Origin of the sequence: Sphaerisporangium perillae, assembly GCF_023276435.1 — a bacterium.
Lineage (GTDB): Bacteria > Actinomycetota > Actinomycetes > Streptosporangiales > Streptosporangiaceae > Sphaerisporangium > Sphaerisporangium perillae.
The window spans coordinates 43898-62610 of record NZ_JALLPO010000051.1 but is presented as its reverse complement, the minus strand read 5'-3'; the positions used below and the strand labels follow the sequence as shown (position 1 = coordinate 62610).

Annotated in this window: 11 protein-coding genes; 3 read left to right on the top strand and 8 right to left on the bottom strand. The window is 66.1% G+C overall.

What is annotated here, in order from left to right; genetic code table 11:
• Positions 1-105: 105 nt before the first annotated feature.
• From MYF83_RS36235 to MYF83_RS36200, 8 genes are all read right to left on the bottom strand, one after another.
• Positions 106-585: a hypothetical protein gene (locus MYF83_RS36235; protein WP_248965321.1), complete on the bottom strand. Its 480-nt coding sequence runs from the start codon at positions 583-585 to the stop codon at positions 106-108.
• Between the two features lie 16 nt (positions 586-601).
• On the bottom strand, positions 602-2701 hold the full coding sequence (locus MYF83_RS36230) for a DEAD/DEAH box helicase (RefSeq protein ID WP_248965320.1): 2100 nt from the start codon (positions 2699-2701) through the stop codon (positions 602-604).
• Positions 2698-4032, bottom strand: a complete 1335-nt coding sequence (gene brxD / locus MYF83_RS36225; protein WP_248965319.1) for a BREX system ATP-binding protein BrxD — start codon at positions 4030-4032, stop codon at positions 2698-2700. The genes MYF83_RS36230 and brxD overlap by 4 nt, the downstream gene beginning before the upstream one ends.
• Positions 4032-5522 (bottom strand): hypothetical protein, encoded by a 1491-nt coding sequence (locus MYF83_RS36220; protein ID WP_248965318.1) that lies wholly within the window; start codon positions 5520-5522, stop codon positions 4032-4034. Before MYF83_RS36220 ends, brxD begins: the two co-directional genes overlap by 1 nt.
• A complete protein-coding gene (locus MYF83_RS36215; RefSeq protein WP_248965317.1) occupies positions 5523-6362 on the bottom strand; it encodes a protein phosphatase 2C domain-containing protein in 840 nt (279 codons plus the stop codon). It abuts the gene before it with no gap.
• A gap of 65 nt (positions 6363-6427) precedes the next feature.
• Positions 6428-7102 (bottom strand): vWA domain-containing protein, encoded by a 675-nt coding sequence (locus tag MYF83_RS36210; protein ID WP_248965316.1) that lies wholly within the window; start codon positions 7100-7102, stop codon positions 6428-6430.
• A gap of 11 nt (positions 7103-7113) precedes the next feature.
• Positions 7114-7647 carry a hypothetical protein gene (locus tag MYF83_RS36205; protein WP_248965315.1) on the bottom strand — a complete coding sequence of 178 codons (534 nt, stop codon included), beginning with the start codon at positions 7645-7647 and terminating at the stop codon, positions 7114-7116.
• Positions 7644-9401: a coiled-coil domain-containing protein gene (locus MYF83_RS36200; protein WP_248965314.1), complete on the bottom strand. Its 1758-nt coding sequence runs from the start codon at positions 9399-9401 to the stop codon at positions 7644-7646. Before MYF83_RS36200 ends, MYF83_RS36205 begins: the two co-directional genes overlap by 4 nt.
• Positions 9402-9828: 427 nt before the next feature.
• Between MYF83_RS36200 and MYF83_RS36195 the strand changes: the two genes are divergently transcribed.
• The 3 genes from MYF83_RS36195 to MYF83_RS36185 are packed head-to-tail and all read left to right on the top strand — an operon-like array spanning position 9829 to position 18708.
• Positions 9829-10848, top strand: a complete 1020-nt coding sequence (locus MYF83_RS36195) for a serine/threonine-protein kinase (RefSeq protein ID WP_248965313.1) — start codon at positions 9829-9831, stop codon at positions 10846-10848.
• 10 nt (positions 10849-10858) lie between these two features.
• Positions 10859-13627, top strand: a complete 2769-nt coding sequence (locus MYF83_RS36190; protein WP_248965312.1) for a DEAD/DEAH box helicase — start codon at positions 10859-10861, stop codon at positions 13625-13627.
• Entirely contained in the window at positions 13624-18708 is a 5085-nt protein-coding gene (locus MYF83_RS36185; RefSeq protein ID WP_248965311.1) for a DNA methyltransferase family protein, read from the top strand. Before MYF83_RS36190 ends, MYF83_RS36185 begins: the two co-directional genes overlap by 4 nt.
• The last annotated feature ends 5 nt before the right edge of the window (positions 18709-18713 follow it).

Below are 18713 nucleotides of genomic sequence, written 5' to 3'. Positions count from 1 at the left end.
CACGCACCTGCGGGTCAGGGATCTGCGGATCCGGCTTGCTCGCTCCCACGAAGGGATGTCTCCTTCCCCACCCTCGATGCAGAGTTTTGCGCCTGTTTGCTACCTCTATCCATTTTGGCAGGGAGGGTGGGGACGGTCTCGGTGGGTGTGCCGGTCCCACTCGTTGACTTCTTGGACGTAAGGGCTGCCCGAAGGACCTGCCGCTCCATCTTCGACCTTGGCGAGTAGCTTCATCGCCCGCGTTCGCACGTCGAACTCCGTGTGGGCTGTGGCAAACATGATCCACATGTTGCAGGCGCGTTCAAGAGACTCGGCGAGTTCTCGCCTCTTCCCGCCGAATCTGCTGCTGTGGACAGCGCTCATGACCGCGTAGATGACGTCCTCGTCGACGCTGTGCGTGAGGGTGCGGAGATTCTCGAGGAAGGCCGATGAGGTGCTCTTCCCTGCGCCGTGTGCTTGGCTTCCTCCAAACAGCACGGCACGTACTCCGTTCAGGGCATTCTCACGTTCACCCTGCGGTGTACCAGGGTGAGCCGCCAGGTCGAGCAGGCGTCGTAGCCGTTCCTCCGTCTGAGGGTCGAACACACGTCGTCCTTTCCGGTCACCGCACCATGAGGCGCGTTGGTTCTGCGAGGGCGGTTCTTGCCGCGGCGAAGTCGGCGAGCCGGGTGGACAAGGTCTCGACGGCCAGGGGACGAGGAAGGGCTGTGCTGAATTTCAGCCCGTTGAGTGCCCGTTCGTCGACTTCCGGGTAACGCAGATCATTCGCGAGACCCCGCACGGCGGACTGCCAATCCGATCGGGTCAGGTCATTGCGGAGCCTGATGTTCAGGTCGTTCACGCGGTGCGTCGGATCGGCGAGTGGTCCAAGTGTGGCTTTGAGCGTGACGTTGGCCCGGTATCCCGCCCATGTCCACCAGAGAAGATCACCATCGGTCCGCACGATGACGGTGCCCGTCGCGTGGACGGTATCGGCATGCTCCGCACGCACCTTGGCCAGTACGTCGACCGCACGCGGGGTCAGCCGTATCGGGGGAGTGGCGCCCAGGAGGACGTCGCGCATGGCGCGCGTGAGCGGGAAGGACATGCCGAAGAACCCGGTCGACGACCAGCGGGCCTCGCCTCCGGTGCCCTCGACCGGATCGACGAAGCAGCGCCGTCGCCTCCAGTCGATCCAGTCCACCTGCCAGGTTCGCCCGGCCAGCAGGAGCAGTCGGGGACCGGTCACCGACGAGGTCAGCAGCGCCGGATCGGTGCGGCCGATCTCCTTGCCCCCGTGCAGGACGGTGAACTCCGGCGGCGCGGTGAACACTGCCACCAGCTCCATGAAGTGGCGGTGCCCGAAACGCTCCTCCGCCTTCGGTCCGATGTGCAGCCAGGAACCGTCCTTCTCCAGGAATCCGTCCTGGACGAGATGGTCGAGTATCGGTTGAGCCGAGTGGCGCTCGAACGGAGCGAGGTCTGCCCACCAGTCGGGCCACATGGCGTCGCCGATTCGCCCTTCCTGCAGGGTGAGCGCCAGGAGTTGCTGGGCGACGATGTGCCGTGGGGAGGGAGGAGGCTGGATCGGCTCGACGAAGCCCGTGCTCCACAGTTGCAGAAGTCCGGCGCAGACGAGGAGGTCGTCATGAGTGAGCGCGAGGACAAGGCAGTTGCGCTTGGTCCCGGCCCGCCGCCCGGTCCGTCCGAGCCGCTGCAGGAAGGAGGCGACCGACCATGGCGCGTTCATCTGGATGACCCGGTCCAGGTCGCCGACGTCGATGCCCAGTTCGAGAGTGGAGGTGGAGACGATGACGCAGTCCTGGGCCTCGGCGAAGGCCTCCTCGGCGCGGCGACGCTCGTCGGCCGACAGCGAGGCGTGGGACAGGAACGTCGTGACGCCGAGACCCCGAAGTAGCTCGCCCAGTTCCTCGACCATGCGGCGGGAGTCGCAGAACACGAGCCGTTTCTCGCCCTGGAACCAGGCGATGACCCGTGCCGCGTTGGATAGCGACCCCACATAATCCAGTTCCACCTCCGCGGGAGCCGTCTCGGTGGTGGTGTCCGGCGCTATCACCTGTGCCGGACGGTTGCCGGCACTGGAGCCTTGCAGCCAGGTGAGCACATCCTGCGGGTTTCCCACCGTGGCCGACAGGCCGATCCGCTGGAGGGGACAGCCCGCTAGATGGGTGAGGCGTTCCAGCACGCTGAGCAGATGCCAGCCCCGATCGTCCTTGGCGAAAGCGTGCGTCTCGTCCACGACGACGGTACGTAGGTCGCCCAACAGACGCCGGTGATCCACGCTTCGGCTGATCAGCATCGACTCCAGCGACTCCGGCGTGGTCAGCAGCAGGTCGGGTGGGTCACGCAGGATCGCCTGCCGTCGCGAGCCCGGTACGTCGCCGTGCCAAATCTCCACCCGCCGGCCAAGCCAGCCCGCGTAAGCCCGCAGCCGCGGTAGCAGGTTGTTGAGCAGCGCCTTCAGCGGGCAGACGTACACCACCGACAGGCCGGTCCACTCTTGCCTTTCCATGGCCGACAGCAGCGGGAAGACGACGGCCTCGGTCTTCCCACCCGCGGTGGGAGCAACGAGCAGCGCGTCCGACCCGTTCTCGATGGGATCGAGTGACGCCGTCTGGAGCGGGCGAAGCCGGGACCAGCCGAGGGTGTTGGCGAGGTGGTACGCAAGCGTGGGATGGAGGGTAGCGGAGGGCGAGGTCACGGGAGATCGAGGTCTACTTCGGCGGCCGACATCGGACGGCGAGCCGTGCGCATGGCGTTCTGCTCCTCGGCGGTCAACTCCGACTCGGCCAACTTCACCTGCTTGTAGTCGACACGGGGATCGAAGTCCTCGTGTTCCGAGACGCGGAACAACACGTCGGCGACCAGCTTCCGCAGGAACACCCGGGGAGCCGTTCCCACCCCCAGATGTCCCGCCACTGCGGTGGCGAGGTCCTTGACGTAGCCGTCGTCGACCTTACTCATGATCCGGCCCCCTGCCGGGTCACCTTGGGCGTAGAGGTCGCGCACCACGCAACCGAGCTCGACGAGCCGGTCATGGTCGAAGCCGGTGAGCCGGATCTGTATGGCACGCGCGGTGTCGAAGCGGGCATCGGTCGCGAAATCGGTGTGCAGGCGCTGAGCGAGCGGAGGGGAGAGCTGCACGCCCTGACGACCTTCGTAGAAGGCCGGAGTGCCGGTGATGACGAGATAGAGGCCGGGGAACTTACCTCGGTCGATGTTGTCGATCATTCCACGCAGGGCCTCGAAGCTCCGCAGGCGGAAATCGCTTCGTAGACGCTGCACGGTCTCGACCTCGTCTAGCACCAGAAGCAGCCCGGGATGACCGCAATCACGCAGTACGGTGAGCAGGCCCTCCATGAAGCTGTACGCGTTGCTCGCATCGACCTCACCCTTGAGGCCGGCGTAGCGGCGGATCGACGCGGCCACGTTCTGCTGTCCGCCCACCCAGGCGAGCAGTCCGTCCGCTGTGGCCGCGTCGCCGGAGAGTCGCGCCTGGCGGTAGAACCGCAGCGCCGTGGCGAAGGCCGGAACATTACGTGACACTCCAGACAGGCGGGACTCGATCCGCTCGTCAACCGCCGCGCCAATCGCCCTCCTGTCGTCGCGAGAGATGCCCTTCGCGACTTCAACCTCCTCTTCAAGACGGAACAGCCAGGCGTCCACGATGTCCCGAAGTGCGCTGGGTGGGCTACCCGCCGTGGAGAGGGAACGGATCAATCCCCGGTAGATGGCTTGCGGGTGGTGCAGCGGAGTGTCGCCGTCCGAGATCTGGACCTCGCTGGTGGCCATCCGCATGCGCTTCGCCCGCTCGGCGAGCCAGCGAGCGAAAAAGGTCTTCCCCGAACCGTACTCACCGCGGATGGCCTTGAAACCCGCCCCGCCGCCCGCCGCGACGCTCAAGTCCTCGTCCAGCGTCTTCTCGAAACGTTCCATGCCGATGGCGAAGAGATCGAGGTCGCTCTGCGGGACGGTGCCGCGAGACAGGGCATCGATGATCCGTCGCCGCCGAAGCCGGCTGACCTTTGCCATCAGAGTTGACCTTCCTCGTCGAGGAACTGTTCTTTGAGGAGCCGTAGGTTGAGATCGACGGTCTGATCACCGTCCTTGAGGGTGAGGAGGGGTGCGTCGATATTCAGCAGCCGCTTCGCGGTCGACATCAGAAGCCTGGTCCTGTCCACCTGCTCGACGATCACCTTGGCCACTTCCGCTATAGAGAGGCGCCCGCCGTTGGCTTCCAGGGCGTCGAGCAGGGCGGCCATCGTGTCATCGGGTATCGGATTCGGGGTGAGATCCCGTTGCTCGACGTACGTCTCGGAGGTGACCACTCGTTCGCCGAGTCCGGCGGACGTCGGGGCTAACACTGGCGGAGGGGATACAGACGTGCCGACACTCGCCTCAATGGGGCCAGGAGTTGGCGCTTTCTGGGACGGAATCGAAAGCGGCGGCGTCACGACGACCGGCCGAGACGTCACCGGGCCTCTCGGACGAACCGAGATCTCCCCGCGCGGTGGCGGGGTACTGGGCACCACTGAAAGCGGTGTGGCAGGTACGGAAGAGGCACCGCGGCTTCGCCCCACCGGCACGGAACCTCGGGGCACCTGCGAGGTAACTCGGTCTGCCGCTGCAGGCATGCTCGTCTTCTGCAACGGCCTTGGCGATAGGAGGATCCATCGGCGGCCGTTCAGCGACTGAAGCCATTCGGCGGCGATCGGCCGCTGGCCGTAGGGCCGGGCGGCGAGGGCGAACATTTCGGCGACCTGCCGGGCCACGTTCGGGTCTAGGCCGGGCAGTAGCTTGAGATCGTCACCGGGCCGGACATGCGCGTTCCGCGACAGCACGCGCCCGATCAGCAGCGCGAGCTTGTACCGGTCGGTGTCGAGATCGGGCCCCGTGCGCGGTTGGTAGGGGTCGTTCCAGTCGGGGGTGTGGGCCTGCCGCAGCACCGGTTCTCTTCCCTGGCGCCGGAAGCCGTCACAGTCGAGGAGGAAGACGCCGTGCGGTTCCGCCGGCTGCCACAACAGGTTCCGATAGGAGATGTCCCCGAGCACGATGCCATGCTTATGCAGCAGTTCGACGAGCTCGGTGGCCCGCATGGCAATGTGCAGCCGCTGCTGGATGCTCGGCTGGTACAGGTTCCGCCAGGCCTGGCCGGGCTTGTACAGCAGGTACTGCAGCTCGACGAGGCGGACGGCCCTGCCGATGGTGGCCGAGAAGTGTCGTGGTACCTCCGGCATGAGAAAGCCGGTGACGCGGTTACCTGCGACGACACGGGCAACCGGCCACGCGCACTGCCTCAGCACAGTCTGCTGGTCGGTAGCTGGCAGGGAACGTCCGAAATCCACGATTTCGGCAAGCGCTCTGCCGTCGACTGTGCCGGCCTGCGGCATGTACTCCTTGTAGACCAGCTGCTGCGGGCCGCGAAGCCGCTTGACGACGCCCTGACCGCCCGAACCCAACGGCTCGGGTTCCAGGTCGAGCGAGTCGCGCTGCCGGTCCAGCTGGTGCGGCACGAATGACATTCACACCATCCACACGCAGATCGCGGTCCGGTCGTCGTCATGCGACTTGGCCCGGAAGCGCATCTGCCAGAAGAACGTCGGGAGTGAGGGTGCGGCGGGCTGACCCCACCAGGCGGCGAGCTGGGCCTGCACCTCGTCGCTCGCCATGGGTCTTGCCAGGCCATCAGTGCAGAGCAGGAGCATGTCGCCGACTCGGAGGTCTACTACCTCGGTTTCCACGCGGCCCGTGTCACGGGGCAGCGAGTGAGTCCTCGACGAGCTGACCGACTCCTCCACCTTCTGCGGGAAGCATGCCTCCCACTCTCCCTCGCGCAGGCGCAGCGCCTCGCTGTCCCCGACGCGCATCAAGGTCGCCTGCCGTTGCGCGGTGTCGACAAGTGCCACCACCAGCGTGGTGCTGAGCTCTACGGCTGGCACCGGCTGCCCGTCAAGCCCTGACTCGGCGCGTTTCGCGAGGTCGTCGGCGATGTTCTCGAAATAGGCCTCTGGCCGGAGGTCCCACGTGATCGGCTCGAAGAGATCTTCGACATTGCAGTGCGCTGAGGCACAGGCCTCGGCGGCTCCGATGTGCGACAGAGCCTTGCTGCCGAGTCCGTCCGCGACGCAGGCGAGAAGCCTCGTCTCGTCGAGCTGCCAGAACCCCATCGCATCCTGGCGGGTCTGGCCGAGGTGCTGATGGAGTTCGCCACGGATCGATGCCCCGCGTACGACCAGCCCGGGCAGGTTGGCGCCGTCCAGCTCGCTGTCCGGGCGCCGTGCGACCACATCGGGCAAGCCTGTGAGCGCCGGGCGTACCATCGGCCTGCGGCCGATCACGAGCGGATCCGGGATGTCGGGCACTGTGTCCCCTGACGAGGCCTCGTGCATTTGCTCCACGTAAGTGTCTTCCTTTGGCCGGCGCCGAATCAGACGAGGTCGACGGGCAGGACGGTGTACCCCGTCACCTGATCGGGCACGACCAACTGGGGCTGCTCGTCAGGGCTGGAGGACGATGCCACCGCGGAGCTCACCACAGAGTTCAGCAGCTGCTTGGCGAATTCACGCAGTGCCTGAGTGGGGGACACGTCGCCGTTGGCGATGAAAGCGCGGAACGTGGCGACCTGCGTCAGGATCGCGGGCTGCGCCTCCCCGAATCCGAAGGCGAGGATGTGCGGGTGGGGACCGAAACCGGGGTCCACCAGCCTCTGGTGCTGGGCCTCCCACCCCTCGTCGGTGGGCTGGCCGTCGGTGAGGAAGAACACCGTGGGCCGGTACGGGGCGTGTCCGGCTTGCCGGAGGCTTTTGATGTCCAGCTCGATGGTGTCGCGAAGCAGCGAGAACGCGGCGCCATAGCTTGTCATTCCACGCGCGCTGAGCTGCGGGACCGCCTGGATCGCGTTGAGGTCGGCGAGGGGTAGCAGGACCTCGGCCATGCTGCTGAACCCGATGATGCCGAGCCGCGCCTTGTCGGCGACGATCGGGTTACTGGCGATCTCGTCGTAGATCGTGGGCAGCTCCTTGTTGATCGCGTCCAACGGGTCGCCGTCCATCGAGTACGACTCGTCGCAGACGAGGTAGAAGGGAAGTACCTGCTCGCTCATCGAAGAGATGCCTACGCTTTCTTGTTGTCCGGGGCACAGCCGTCCGTGACGAAGTAGATCTCCATGGAGATCGACCCGCTCGGTGCGGCAAGGTCGTGGAAGTTACGTGTCGCGGCGGTGCCGAAGATCTTCGGGTACGCCTTGCGTGCGGCCGTGTTGACGCGCGTGGCGAGGTGAACGCCGTTCCCCGCGTCACCGTTGGCGCCGAACGTCAGGACCATCCCGGCGTGGCGACCGGCGAGCCGGTCCTGGTGCTTGAGCAGGGAGCGCTTCACTTGGGCGATGAGCGCTCCGTCACCGGCACCGGGATTTACCCGGAAGGAAACCTCGACCGGCTTGGCCCGGACACCGCCGACCCTCGTGGCGCATGGCGATGGGGAGGGTGATGGCGTGGGCGTCGCGGTGCTGACACCGGCGCGCGGTCTGACCGGTATCGGCGGAGGTGCCTGGGCGCCCAGCATGATGATCGTGAGGCCGAGAAGGAGGTCGGCGAAAAGCCATCCGGCGAGCAGGATCGGGGTGGTCGGCCTGCGCCGTCGGGTCACGACGTCCTGCCTGTCAGGTCGCCGTTCGCAGCCGATGCGTCAAGGGAGCCAGGGTTCACGGCCGGGAATGCGGCGGCCATCTCCGGGGGCGCGAGGGGTGCTGGTGTGGCGAGCACCTCGGCCGCATGGCTGACCGCGGACTTCAAATCTATGATCGCGTGCCTAAGTTCGGCGAACTCGCTGTCGGTGAGCTGCTTCATCCTCATCGGAAGATCGGTAAGGACGCCGTCGAGCGCGGTCGGCAGACGGTCGAGCACCTCGCGCGTCTCGTCCAGCATGCTGATGGCCCGCCCGGAGGTGTCGGAGACCGTCTCGATGCGGTGCGCGTGAGCCCCGGCGATGGTAGCCCAGTCGCCGAGGGCTTCCCGGATCTCTGTGCTGGTCGTGCTGAATGCCTCGCGGATGTCGGTGCTGGTGCTGCCAAACGTGTGGCGGAACTCCGACGCCGTGACGGAGAGCGTGTCGCTCATCTGCCGCCCGAACAGCTCGGCGGCCTTCGTCGTCGAATTGCTGACCGCCGTCCGAGCCTCGTCGACGGCGACCTCGATGCGCGTCGCGGCGGTGGCGACCTCGCTCGCGCGCGTGCCCAGTGCGCCGACCCGGATGTCAAGGTCGCCCATGCGCATGTCGAGGGCAGCGATATGGGTGTCCAGCGCGACGACGCGCCGGTCCAGGGCACTGATCACGTCCTGCACCGCACGCGTCGACTCCGCGAGCTCATGGCCCACGGCTGTCCCCATGTCGAGGGTCGTCTTGGAGACGGTCGTGGAAAGGTGCTCGCCCACGTTGACCAGGGCCTGCTCGGTCTTCACGCCGGTGGCCTCGATGACGGTCGTCGTCTGCCGCACCGAAGCCGTCATGTCGACGCACGCGGTGCTGATGTGGCTGAGGTGCTTGTCGAGTGCCTCGACGGCTCCTTGTACGTCGGTCGCGCTGGCGATGAGCGTGTCCGATACCTTCTCGGCGGACTCCAGCGCCTGGATGAGCGCCTTGTTGAGATCGCTCTGCACCTTGCGCGTCGTCGAACCGATCTTCTTGACCTCGGCGGCCGCCTTGGTGAGCTCAGCTGTGAAGCGCGTCGGTGAGGAGAGCCGCACCTGGCCGAGCACCAGCGTGGCCTCTGTGAGGGCGGCGCGCAGCCGGGCGCGCAGCCGAGCCAGTTCCTGATCCGAATGATCTTCGGCCCGGCGGCCGCTGGTGCTCTCGTAAACCGTCCAGACGATGAGGCTGGCGATTACCACGAGGGTGCAGGCGGCGATGTTGTCGAACTTGAACAGCCAGAAGAGTCGGCCATCGAAACCCTGCTGCCACATCTCCAGGAACGGACGGCGTGCCACCTCGGGACCGCCGGCATCGAGAGCCTCACCGTAGGCGGAGGTGGCCATCTTGAGACCGAACCAGGTGATCAAGATGGGGACGAACACCAGTGCAGAGCTGATCGTCGCCTTGGCGCCAGTCGACATCCTCCGCTTCTTCCGGCCTGGCAGCGCTTGAGCCGATCGGCCCGCCGCGATCAGGGTGTCTTCTGGTGTGAAGGCGGCGAACAGGTCCACCTCGCACCAGTGTTCGGCCTTCGCGGTAGAAGGGCCGTTGGCACGTTCCGCCAGCGAATCCGTGAGGTTCACGCTCACGGATGAGAGTCGGGTCGACTCGGTGACGGCCTCCGCGAGGTCGCGCAATTGATGGCTGCGGGCCTCCACGTAGGGATGGTCGGCGATCTGCCGAAGCTCGTCGGCAAGCTCCTGTTCCGTCACGGACGACCGACGTCCTTTCATCGTTGGGGATGGGCGGCAAGGCTCGAATGGGTGCCTTACCGCAGTGATCTGCATGATTGTGGTGCATGATGGCGCAACGGGTCAGACGTGGCTCGATGGATCGAGGTTTACAGCTGATACGGAAGAGTGATGTGTGACCTGGGTTGCTCCCGCTGACTCATGCTGCTCCAGGTCACTCCCGCACCATCTGCAACAAAGCCGACCATACCAGTGATAGTCAGTGAAATCAGTACACAGGTACAAGCCTGTAGACACGTCCGCCGGTATCCACTACTGTCCGGGGGGCGATCAGTGTGGATGTGCGGAGCGATGTCTCTTAGGTGAGCCCTGGCACTCACGAAATGGCCCCATATCCTGGCCGGTCGTGATGTGTCGTTCTCCGATGTCGCCGGCGAGGTAGGTGGGCGTGGACGCTTTGGACCGCTCCGATCCCAAGCAGATCGGCGACATAATGCTGCGCGGGCGGCTCGGCAGTGGAGGCATGGGGCGGGTCTTTTACGGGGTGACCGAGACCTACGAGCCGGTCGCCGTCAAGGTCATCCGCGAGGACCTGGTCAGCCGGGCGGAGGTTCGTTCTCGCTTCGCCCGCGAGACCGATGCCCTCAGAGCGGTGCAAGGTCCCCATGTCGCCGCACTGGTCGACGCCTCCGGCGACGACGAGGATCGGCCCTGGCTCGCGGTGGAGTATGTCCGCGGCCTCAGCCTGAAGGAGTTCGTCGAGACGCGCGGCCCGTTGAGCCCGGAGAACGTCGCCACCCTCGGAGCACTGATCGCCGACGCGCTCAAGGACATCCATCGGATGGGCCTGCTGCACCGCGACCTCAAACCGGGCAACATCCTGCTCGGCCGGGAGGGCCCGAAGGTCATCGACCTTGGCCTGGTCGCCTTCGCCGACGGCCCCACCGATCTGACGACGACCCAGTCCACGCTGGGGACGCCGGCCTGCATGTCGCCGGAGCAGGCCAACACGCCCAAACAGCTCACCGCCGCGACCGACGTCTACTCCCTCGGCGCGACCCTGATGTACGCGCTGACGAAGCACTACCCCTATGACGGCGCGACCGTCGCGGCACTTTTCATGAAGATCGTCAGTTCCGACGTGGCGCCGAACTTGGACGGGCTTCCGGAGGAGTTCGTGCCGCTGATCTCCGCGATGCTCGCCCAGGATCCCGCGGCGCGCCCCACCGTGGCAGAGGCGTTCGACAGGCTGGAGGAACTGGCGACCAGGGGAGGGACTACCCTTCCGGTGGCCATCCGCCGGCTCGCCGTGGCCACCTACGTCGAGCGCGAGGACGACCCGGTGGATATCGAACCGCTTCCCCGGCCTCGACCGCGCGACCTGTCCCAAGTCGTGGTGCCGGGCTCGGTGGTAGCCCGGCTCGCCGACCGCCTCCGCGGCTCCTACGCTGCCAATGCCCGCTTCTAAGAGGAGAACCGTGGCCGAGACGTCCTACCCGCCCGGCGCCCGCATCGAGGTTCGGGACGCCGAGTGGATCGTCCGGACCTGCGCGCCGACCACCTACGACGGCTACAAGATCACAGCGGTCGGTGCGTCGGAGTTCGTCCGTGATGAGGAGGCGGTCTTCTTCACCAAGCTGGAGGAGGTCAGTCTGCTGAGGCCCGAGGAGACCGTCCTGGAGCAGGACGTGACCCCGCGGTTCGCCCAGAGCCGGCTCTTCCTCGAAGCGGTCCTGCGCAGGACGCCGCTGCCGCAGACGGAGAAGGGCCTCGCGCTCGCCGACCGGTTCCTGCTCGACCCGCTGCCCTACCAGCAGCGCCCCGCCGAGCTGGCGCTGAAGGGTTTGCGCCCGCGCATCCTCATCGCCGACGTCGTCGGTCTCGGCAAGACGCTGGAGATCGGGCTCATTCTGGCCGAGCTGATCCGGCGCGGCCGCGGCGAGCGCATCCTCGTCGTCACCCCGCAGCAGGTGCTGGAGCAGTTCCAGCACGAGCTGTGGACCCGGTTCGCCATCCCGCTGATCCGCCTCGACTCGGTCGGCATCGAGCGCATCCAGCGGGAGATCCCGGCAGGTCGCAACCCGTTCACCTACTACAAGCGGATCATCGTCTCCGTCGACACTCTCAAGAACGAGGGCAGGTACGGCCAGCACCTGGAGAAGATGGACTGGGACGCGGTCGTCATCGACGAGTCCCACAACCTGATCGGCGAGACCAGCCTGCGCAACAAGCTCGCCAAGCTGCTGGCCCGCCGCACCGACGCCCTGCTGCTCGCCAGTGCCACCCCGCACAACGGCAACAGCCAGTCGTTCGCCGAGCTGATCCGCATGCTCGACCCGGCCGCGATCGTCGACGACACCCGCTACGCGGCCAAGGACATCGACCACCTCTACATCCGCCGCACGAAGATCGACCATGAGGTGCGCGACCAGATGGGCGGCAAGTGGCCCGACCGGGGTCCGTCCGTCCCGGTAAGGTGCGCGGCCAGCCCCACCGAGGAGAAGATCTTCGAGGAGCTCACCCAGGTCTGGCTCGCCGGCGACGAGCGCACCGGCGGTCCCGTCGTCGGCAGCAAGAACCGCCTCTTCCCCTACACGCTGCTCAAGGCGTTCCTCTCCTCGCACAAGGCGCTCGCCAAATCGGTCGCCAACCGGCTGAGGAACGCCGAGGAGACCCGCGAGATCGACGCGCTGAAGACCCTCCAGGGGCTGGCCGCGCAGATCACCGATGACGACTCCGCCAAGCTCACCGCGCTGGTCCGGGAGCTGCAGTCGATCGGCGTGGGACCACGTAGCGCCACCCGTGCCGTGGTCTTCTCCGAGAGCGTCGAGACCGTCAGGTGGCTCGCCGAGGTCCTGCCCAAGCGACTAGGGCTGACCGGCAAGGGCGCGGTCGACATGATGCTTGGCAACGGCATGTCCGACCAGCAGCAGCAGGAGATCATCGAACGGTTCGGGCTCTCCGACAGCCCTGTCCGCCTGCTGGTCACCACTGACGTGACCTCGGAGGGCGTCAACCTGCATCGGCAGTGCAACCACCTGATCCACTACGACGTGCCGTGGAGCCTGATCCGCATCGAACAGCGCAACGGCCGCATCGACCGCTACGGCCAGACCCGGCAGCCGCAGTTCAAGGCGCTCATCCTCACTTCCGGCGTCGAGGGCGCCAAGGACGACCGGACCGTCGCCGAGAAGCTCCTGGAGAAGGAGGCGACCGCGCACCGCACCCTCGGCACCGCCGAGGCCGTCACCGGCGAGTACCGCGCCGAGCGTGAGGAACGCCGCCTGATCCAGGACCTCCTTGACGGCAAGACCGTGGAGCAGTCCATCGAGGACCGCCCGGTCGAGGACTTCCTCGCCGACCTGCTGGGCTCCGTGGGCGCCGACCCGGTCAACCCCGACCCCCTCCGCGCGGACGTGCCCAAGCTCTTCGCCGGCTCCGAGGCGTTCGTCAAGGAGGCCGTCGACACGCTGAAGCTGCTCGAGGACCTTGAGGACGACGGGCAGATGCTCGCCTTCGAACCCCCCAGGGACCTGGTTCACCGGCTCTCCGTGCTGCCTGCCGACTACCTGCGCACCCGCGATGTGCGCAAGCGGATGAAGGTCACCTTCGACCGTGACCTCGCCCAGCGGAAGCTCGCTGAGGCGCGCAAGACCGAGACGATGTGGCCGGAGATCGCCTACCTGTCCGACCTGCACCCGATGGTCGACTGGGTGACCGACAAGGTGCTGGTCCGGCTCGGCCGCCAGAAGGCGCCGGTCATCACGGCTCAGGTTGACGAACCGACTTTCCTCATCCAGGGCATCTACTCCAACCGTCTCGGGCAGCCGACTGTGGTCGAGTGGATGGCCGTGACCGCCGACGGCGTGCTCCCTCAGGTGATGACCGAGGTCCTCACCAAGGCCGGCGTCGGCCCTCAAATGATCAATACGGGCCGTCGGCTCGATCTCCAGTCGTTGCAAGATCAGGTCGCGGAGGTGGTCGCGACAGCCCAGGTGCACCTGGAGAGCCGGCGCGCGGCGTACGAGGCGCAGGTCGTCGAGCCGCTCGACAGCTACCAGAGGCGGCTCATGGAGTGGCAGCAGCTCACCCTCGACGGGGTGCACATCTCGCAGCGCGGGCGCAAGGAGCGACTCGTCCACGAGACCGTCGAGCGGCAGCAGCGCCTGCTCGACTCCCTCAAGATCACGGGTGAGCCGCTGCTGCGGGTCCTCGCCGTACTCGTTCCTCAGGATGGGCACCGATGAGCTTCGACTCGCTGGTCAACCGCGGCGACTACTTCTCGGCCCACTACCTGGCCGAGGTACTGCCCAAGGACCTCAAGAAGAAGGACGGCCTGCTCGCCCGGTGGACCGAGCAGGAGAAGGCCGGTCGCACGACGCCACGCAAGGGGCTGAGGGCGCTGGGCAAGCCGTACTTCGCCGACCGGCCGTTCTTCGCCGACCTCGACGCCCGGCTGCGCGAGGGCGACCAGCTCACCCCCGATGAGCAGGACGAGCTGCGCAAGGAGCTGGGTGAGCTGCACGGCGACGTGCTGCGCGCCCTCGGCTTCGACCCGCAGCCGCGCGAGCTGGCCATCGAACGGGGAGGTAAGGAGTACCTGGTCCAGGTCGCCTACGCCGACCAGCACCTGGTCGCCATCGAGTGCGGCTGGGCCGCGGACGTGGACGCCGCCCTCGACGACGACCTGTCCGGTCGGCTTCTGGCCCCGGTCCAGCTCGACAACCGCGAGCAGATCACGTCCGGCGTCAAGCTGGCCTCCTGGCTGCTGGCCACCGACGACCCGCCGCGCTACGTGCTCCTCCTCGCCGGTGGCGTGGTCATACTCGCCGACCGCGCCACTTGGGGTGAGGGTCGATACCTCGCGGTCAGCCTCGACGTCGCGCTGGGCCGCAACAACCCGGCGGAACTGGAGACCATCGCCGCTCTGTTCGGCGCCGACTCCCTGCTTCCCCCGGAGGAGGGCGGCTCCGAGCCGCTCGCCGACCTGCTCGCCAACTCCCGCAACCACGCCGTCGGGGTCTCCAAGGAGCTGCGCGACGGCCTCAAGGAGTCCGTCGAGCTGATCGCCAACGAGGTGCTCGGCCGCATCCGCGCCCATGACGTGCGGCCCGAGGAAGTCATGGAGCCCGGCGCGCTGGCCAAGGAGCTGGGCCGCGAGGCGCTGCGCTACCTGTACCGGATCCTGTTCCTGCTGTACGCCGAGGCCCGCCCGGAGCTCGGTATCCTGCCTACCGACGACGAGGACTACACCAAGGGCTACAGCCTCGCCCGCCTCGGCGACCTGGTCGTACGTGACCTGTCCGGCGAGGAGGCGCGCAACTCCTTCCACCTGTACGAGTCCCTCGACCTGCTGTTCCGCATGGTCAACGGCGGCCACCGGCCCCGCACGGGGGAGGAGACCTCCGAGACCTCCGAAGGCGAGGGCCTGCGCTTCGAACCCCTCCGCTCCGACCTGTTCGAGCCGAAGGCCATCAAGCTCATCGGCCGTAACGCCATCTCGCTCGACGAGGACGACCCGGACGCACCGAGGATCGACACCCGGCTGCGCAACGAGACGCTGTACAAGGTGCTGCGCAAGCTCATGCTCACCAAGGGGCGCCGCAAGGAGCGCGGCGGGTTCATCTCCTACGCGCAGCTCGGCATCAACCAGCTCGGCGCGGTGTACGAGGGCCTGATGTCCTACACCGGGTTCATCGCCACCGAGGAGCTGTACGAGGTCGCCAAGGGCGGCGACCCCTCCGGCGGCTCCTGGATGATCCCGGCCTCCAAGGTCGACGACTACCCGTCCGAGGTCTTCGTGCCCGCCGTCGACGAGGACGGCCACAAGACCGGCGAGTACGTCCGCTACCGCGAAGGCTCCTTCGTCTACCGCCTGGCCGGCCGCGACCGGGAGACCAGTGCGTCCTACTACACGCCCGAGTCGCTGACCCAGGTCACCGTCCAGCTCGCGCTCCAGCACCGCCTCGACCAGGACGAGACGGTCACCCCGGCGCGGGAGATCCTGGAGTGGACGATCTGCGAGCCTGCCTTGGGCTCCGGCGCCTTCCTCAACGAGGCGATCAACCAGGTCGCCGCCGAGTACCTCAAGCGCCGCCAGCAGGAGCTGGGCGTCTCGATCGACCCTGAGGCGTACGAGGAGGAGCTGCAGAAGGTCAAGGCGTACGTCGCGTTGCACAACTCCTATGGCGTCGACCTCAACGAGACCGCCATCGAGCTGGCCGAGGTCTCGGTATGGCTCAATGTCATGCACCCGGGATTGCAGGCCCCCTGGTTCGGCCTTCACCTGCGGCGGGGTAATTCACTCATCGGCGCGGGCCGCCGGGTGTACGGCACGGCGCAGCTCACCAAGGGCTCCTGGCTGAAGGAGGCCCCTGAGGACCTGCCGTTCTCCGCCGGCGAGCTGCCCTCCGGCAAGGTCCACCACTTCCTGCTCCCCGCCGAGGGCTGGGGCGCGGTCGCCGGAGCCAAGGAAGCCAGGGAACTCGCCCCCGAACAGGCCAAGAAGCTGGCGACTTGGCGGAAGCAGATCCACAAGAACGTCTCCGACAAGAAGAAGCAAGGCCATAAGCTCACCCAGCTCCAGCGCCTCCAGGCCCTGTCCGGGCGAGCTGAATACCTGTGGGACCTGGTCCAGCAGCGGCTGACCATCTCCGAACGCGAGATCAGCCGCAGGATCCACGTCTGGGGCGCCGACTGGATCGAGCAGCCGGAGAACGCCGTTCCTAAGGAGAAGGTCTACGACGACCTGACCGCGCCGGGCACGCCGTACTGGCGGCTGAAGAAGGTCATGGACGCCTGGTGCGCCTTGTGGTTCTGGCCGCTCGACAAGGCTGGCCTGCTCGACGGCTCCGACGAGCTCTACGCAGGACTCGCCGCAGAAACAGCGACTAACTACGGATCAGGCAGTGTATCGCCTGTCGTGGTGCAGGTCACCAAGCAGGAGGACACGCCGGCCGAGACTACCAAGGCGATCGAGGAGTCGATCGGCTTCGGACAGGTCTACGTCACTGAATCCCTGTTCAGCATCGGCGACAAGCAACTCGACCTCGCCGACTACGCCCTGGATGCGAACACCGCCAAGGCCGGTGGCCTGGCCAAGCCTGCGATCCGCAAGCCTCGCCCTACCCTGGAGCCGCTGCGCGAGACGATCCCACTGGCGACCCTAGACGACTGGCTCGACTTCGCCGAGGCCGTGCTCGGTCGTGCTGACATCCCCGAGGACTCCCTGGTTGCAAGCTTCGCGTCGCTGGCTGACCTGGAGGTCTACGAGGACGAGTTGCAGTCATGGATGGCCATGGACTCGGAGTTCAAGCTCGACGAGCGTTTCCCCTGGTTGGGCGCAGTACGCGACATGGCCGATCAGCAGGGCTTCTTCCACTGGGAGCTCCAGTTCGCCCAGGTCTTGAAACGGGGCGGCTTCGACCTCCAGGTCGGCAATCCTCCCTGGGTCCGCCCCACCTGGGACGAAGGTGCTGTTCTCGCCGAGCTTGAGCCGTGGTTCAAACTCGCGGACAAGCCGTCGGTCGCGGAGTGGCGAAAGCGCAGAGTCACGATGCTCGGTGCGGAGACGGCACGGAGGGTCTTCATCGCAGAGCTTTCCTCTCCGGCGGGCATGGCTGCCTTCTTCGGTTCATCGGCGACCTATGAGCTACTGGTTGGGACGCAACCCGATCTCTATCGGGCTTTCATGATTCGAGCTTGGGGAAATATCGGAGCGAGGGGGGCTGCCGGTCTGCTCCACCCGGACACGCATTTCATCGGAGATAGGGAAAGACGTCTTCGCGCTGCCTCCTATGCCCGGCTACGAGTTCATGCTGACTTTGTCAACGCCGGGAATCGCTTCTTCCCGCCGCCGGTCAACAGGAGTAGTCACTTTGGATTGCATATCTACGGCCGGCCTCAACAAATCGATTTCTCCCATCTAAGCTGGTTGTTCCATACGGGCACACTCACGGGGTCGCTGTTGCTGGCAAGCGTGAGTTCTGGCGATGGAGCAGTGCCCGGCGTCCGTTATCAAGGCGACTGGGATATCCGCCCTCATGCCGCCCGGGTCGTTCGGGTGGAAAAACCAATCCTCGAGACTTGGCGGTCTATTACTGGAGACGTAGATCTCCCCGTCGAGCAGACCAGGCTTCTGTATCCCGTTACTTCAGAGGAACAAGAAGCAATCGTTGCGCTAGGTAGTGTCCAACACCGTCTTGGCCGACTCGGGCCGAAGATAAGTGGTGGTTATCACGAGAAAGGTGCAAAGGAAGAAGGACTGATTCGCTGGGAGGTCAGTGAGCCAAGGGACTGGAGCGAGGTTGTTCTGAAGGGGCCGCAGTTCTCGGTGGCGACACCCTTTTTTAAGCAGCCGCCTGACACCGGTACCGGAGCCAGACCGCAGGATCTCACTTTGCTCCCGGTGGACGCGGTCCCCGGCACGAACTATCGTCGCGCCACCGATGTCGAGACCTATCGGGCTGCCCAAGACGACTGGGACGGCCAAAAATATACCGATTTCTACCGAGTCGCATGGCGGAAAATGATTCCTTCGGACACTGAAAGAAGCTTCTTTCCGGCGCTATTCCCGCCCGGACCTGCACATATTCACGGTGTGTTTAGCATGGCGCTCACATGTAATCGGTCGACGGCGCTGACTTCCGGATTTTGGGCGGGGTTGCCGATAGACTACATGGTAAGGATTGGGTCTCGGGCAAATCTTGAAGTATCGGAAGCGAAGATTCTTCCCGCGCCGGAGCCAGACCATCCAATGGCGGAGATGCTGCTGCTTCGTACTCTGCGCCTCAACTGCCTGACCGAGGCTTACAGAGACCTGTGGTCCGAGCTATACCAGGACATTTGGCGGGCAGATGAGTGGGCGGTCGCATGGCCGGGGCTCAGGTTGCTCGGAGACGTGGACTCCGAATGGGAGCGGGACACCCCTCTCCGCGCCGAGCAGGCTCGGCGAGCCGCGCTCGTCGAGATCGATGCGCTGGTTGCGGTCTGGCTGGGACTGACCGCCGAGCAACTTGTCGCGATCTACCGCGCTCGATTCCCGATCCTCTTCGACTACGAGCAGGAGATCTACTTCGACGCCGGTGGCCGAAAGGTCGCGCAAAACTGGAACACCTACGGTTCTGGCCAGACCAAAGACCACTACGAGCAGCTCATGGTTCATCTCGACCCCGAGATCGATGGCCCCGTGCCCGACGGCTACACCGCCCCCTTCTACAAGGCCGACCGGGAGGCCGAGTACCGCCAGGCGCATGCCGTCTTCTCCGAGCGGCTGCGCCAGTCCGGCTGGCAGGCGCGGGTCCTACCCGGTGGCGAGAGCGCGTCGTGACGAAA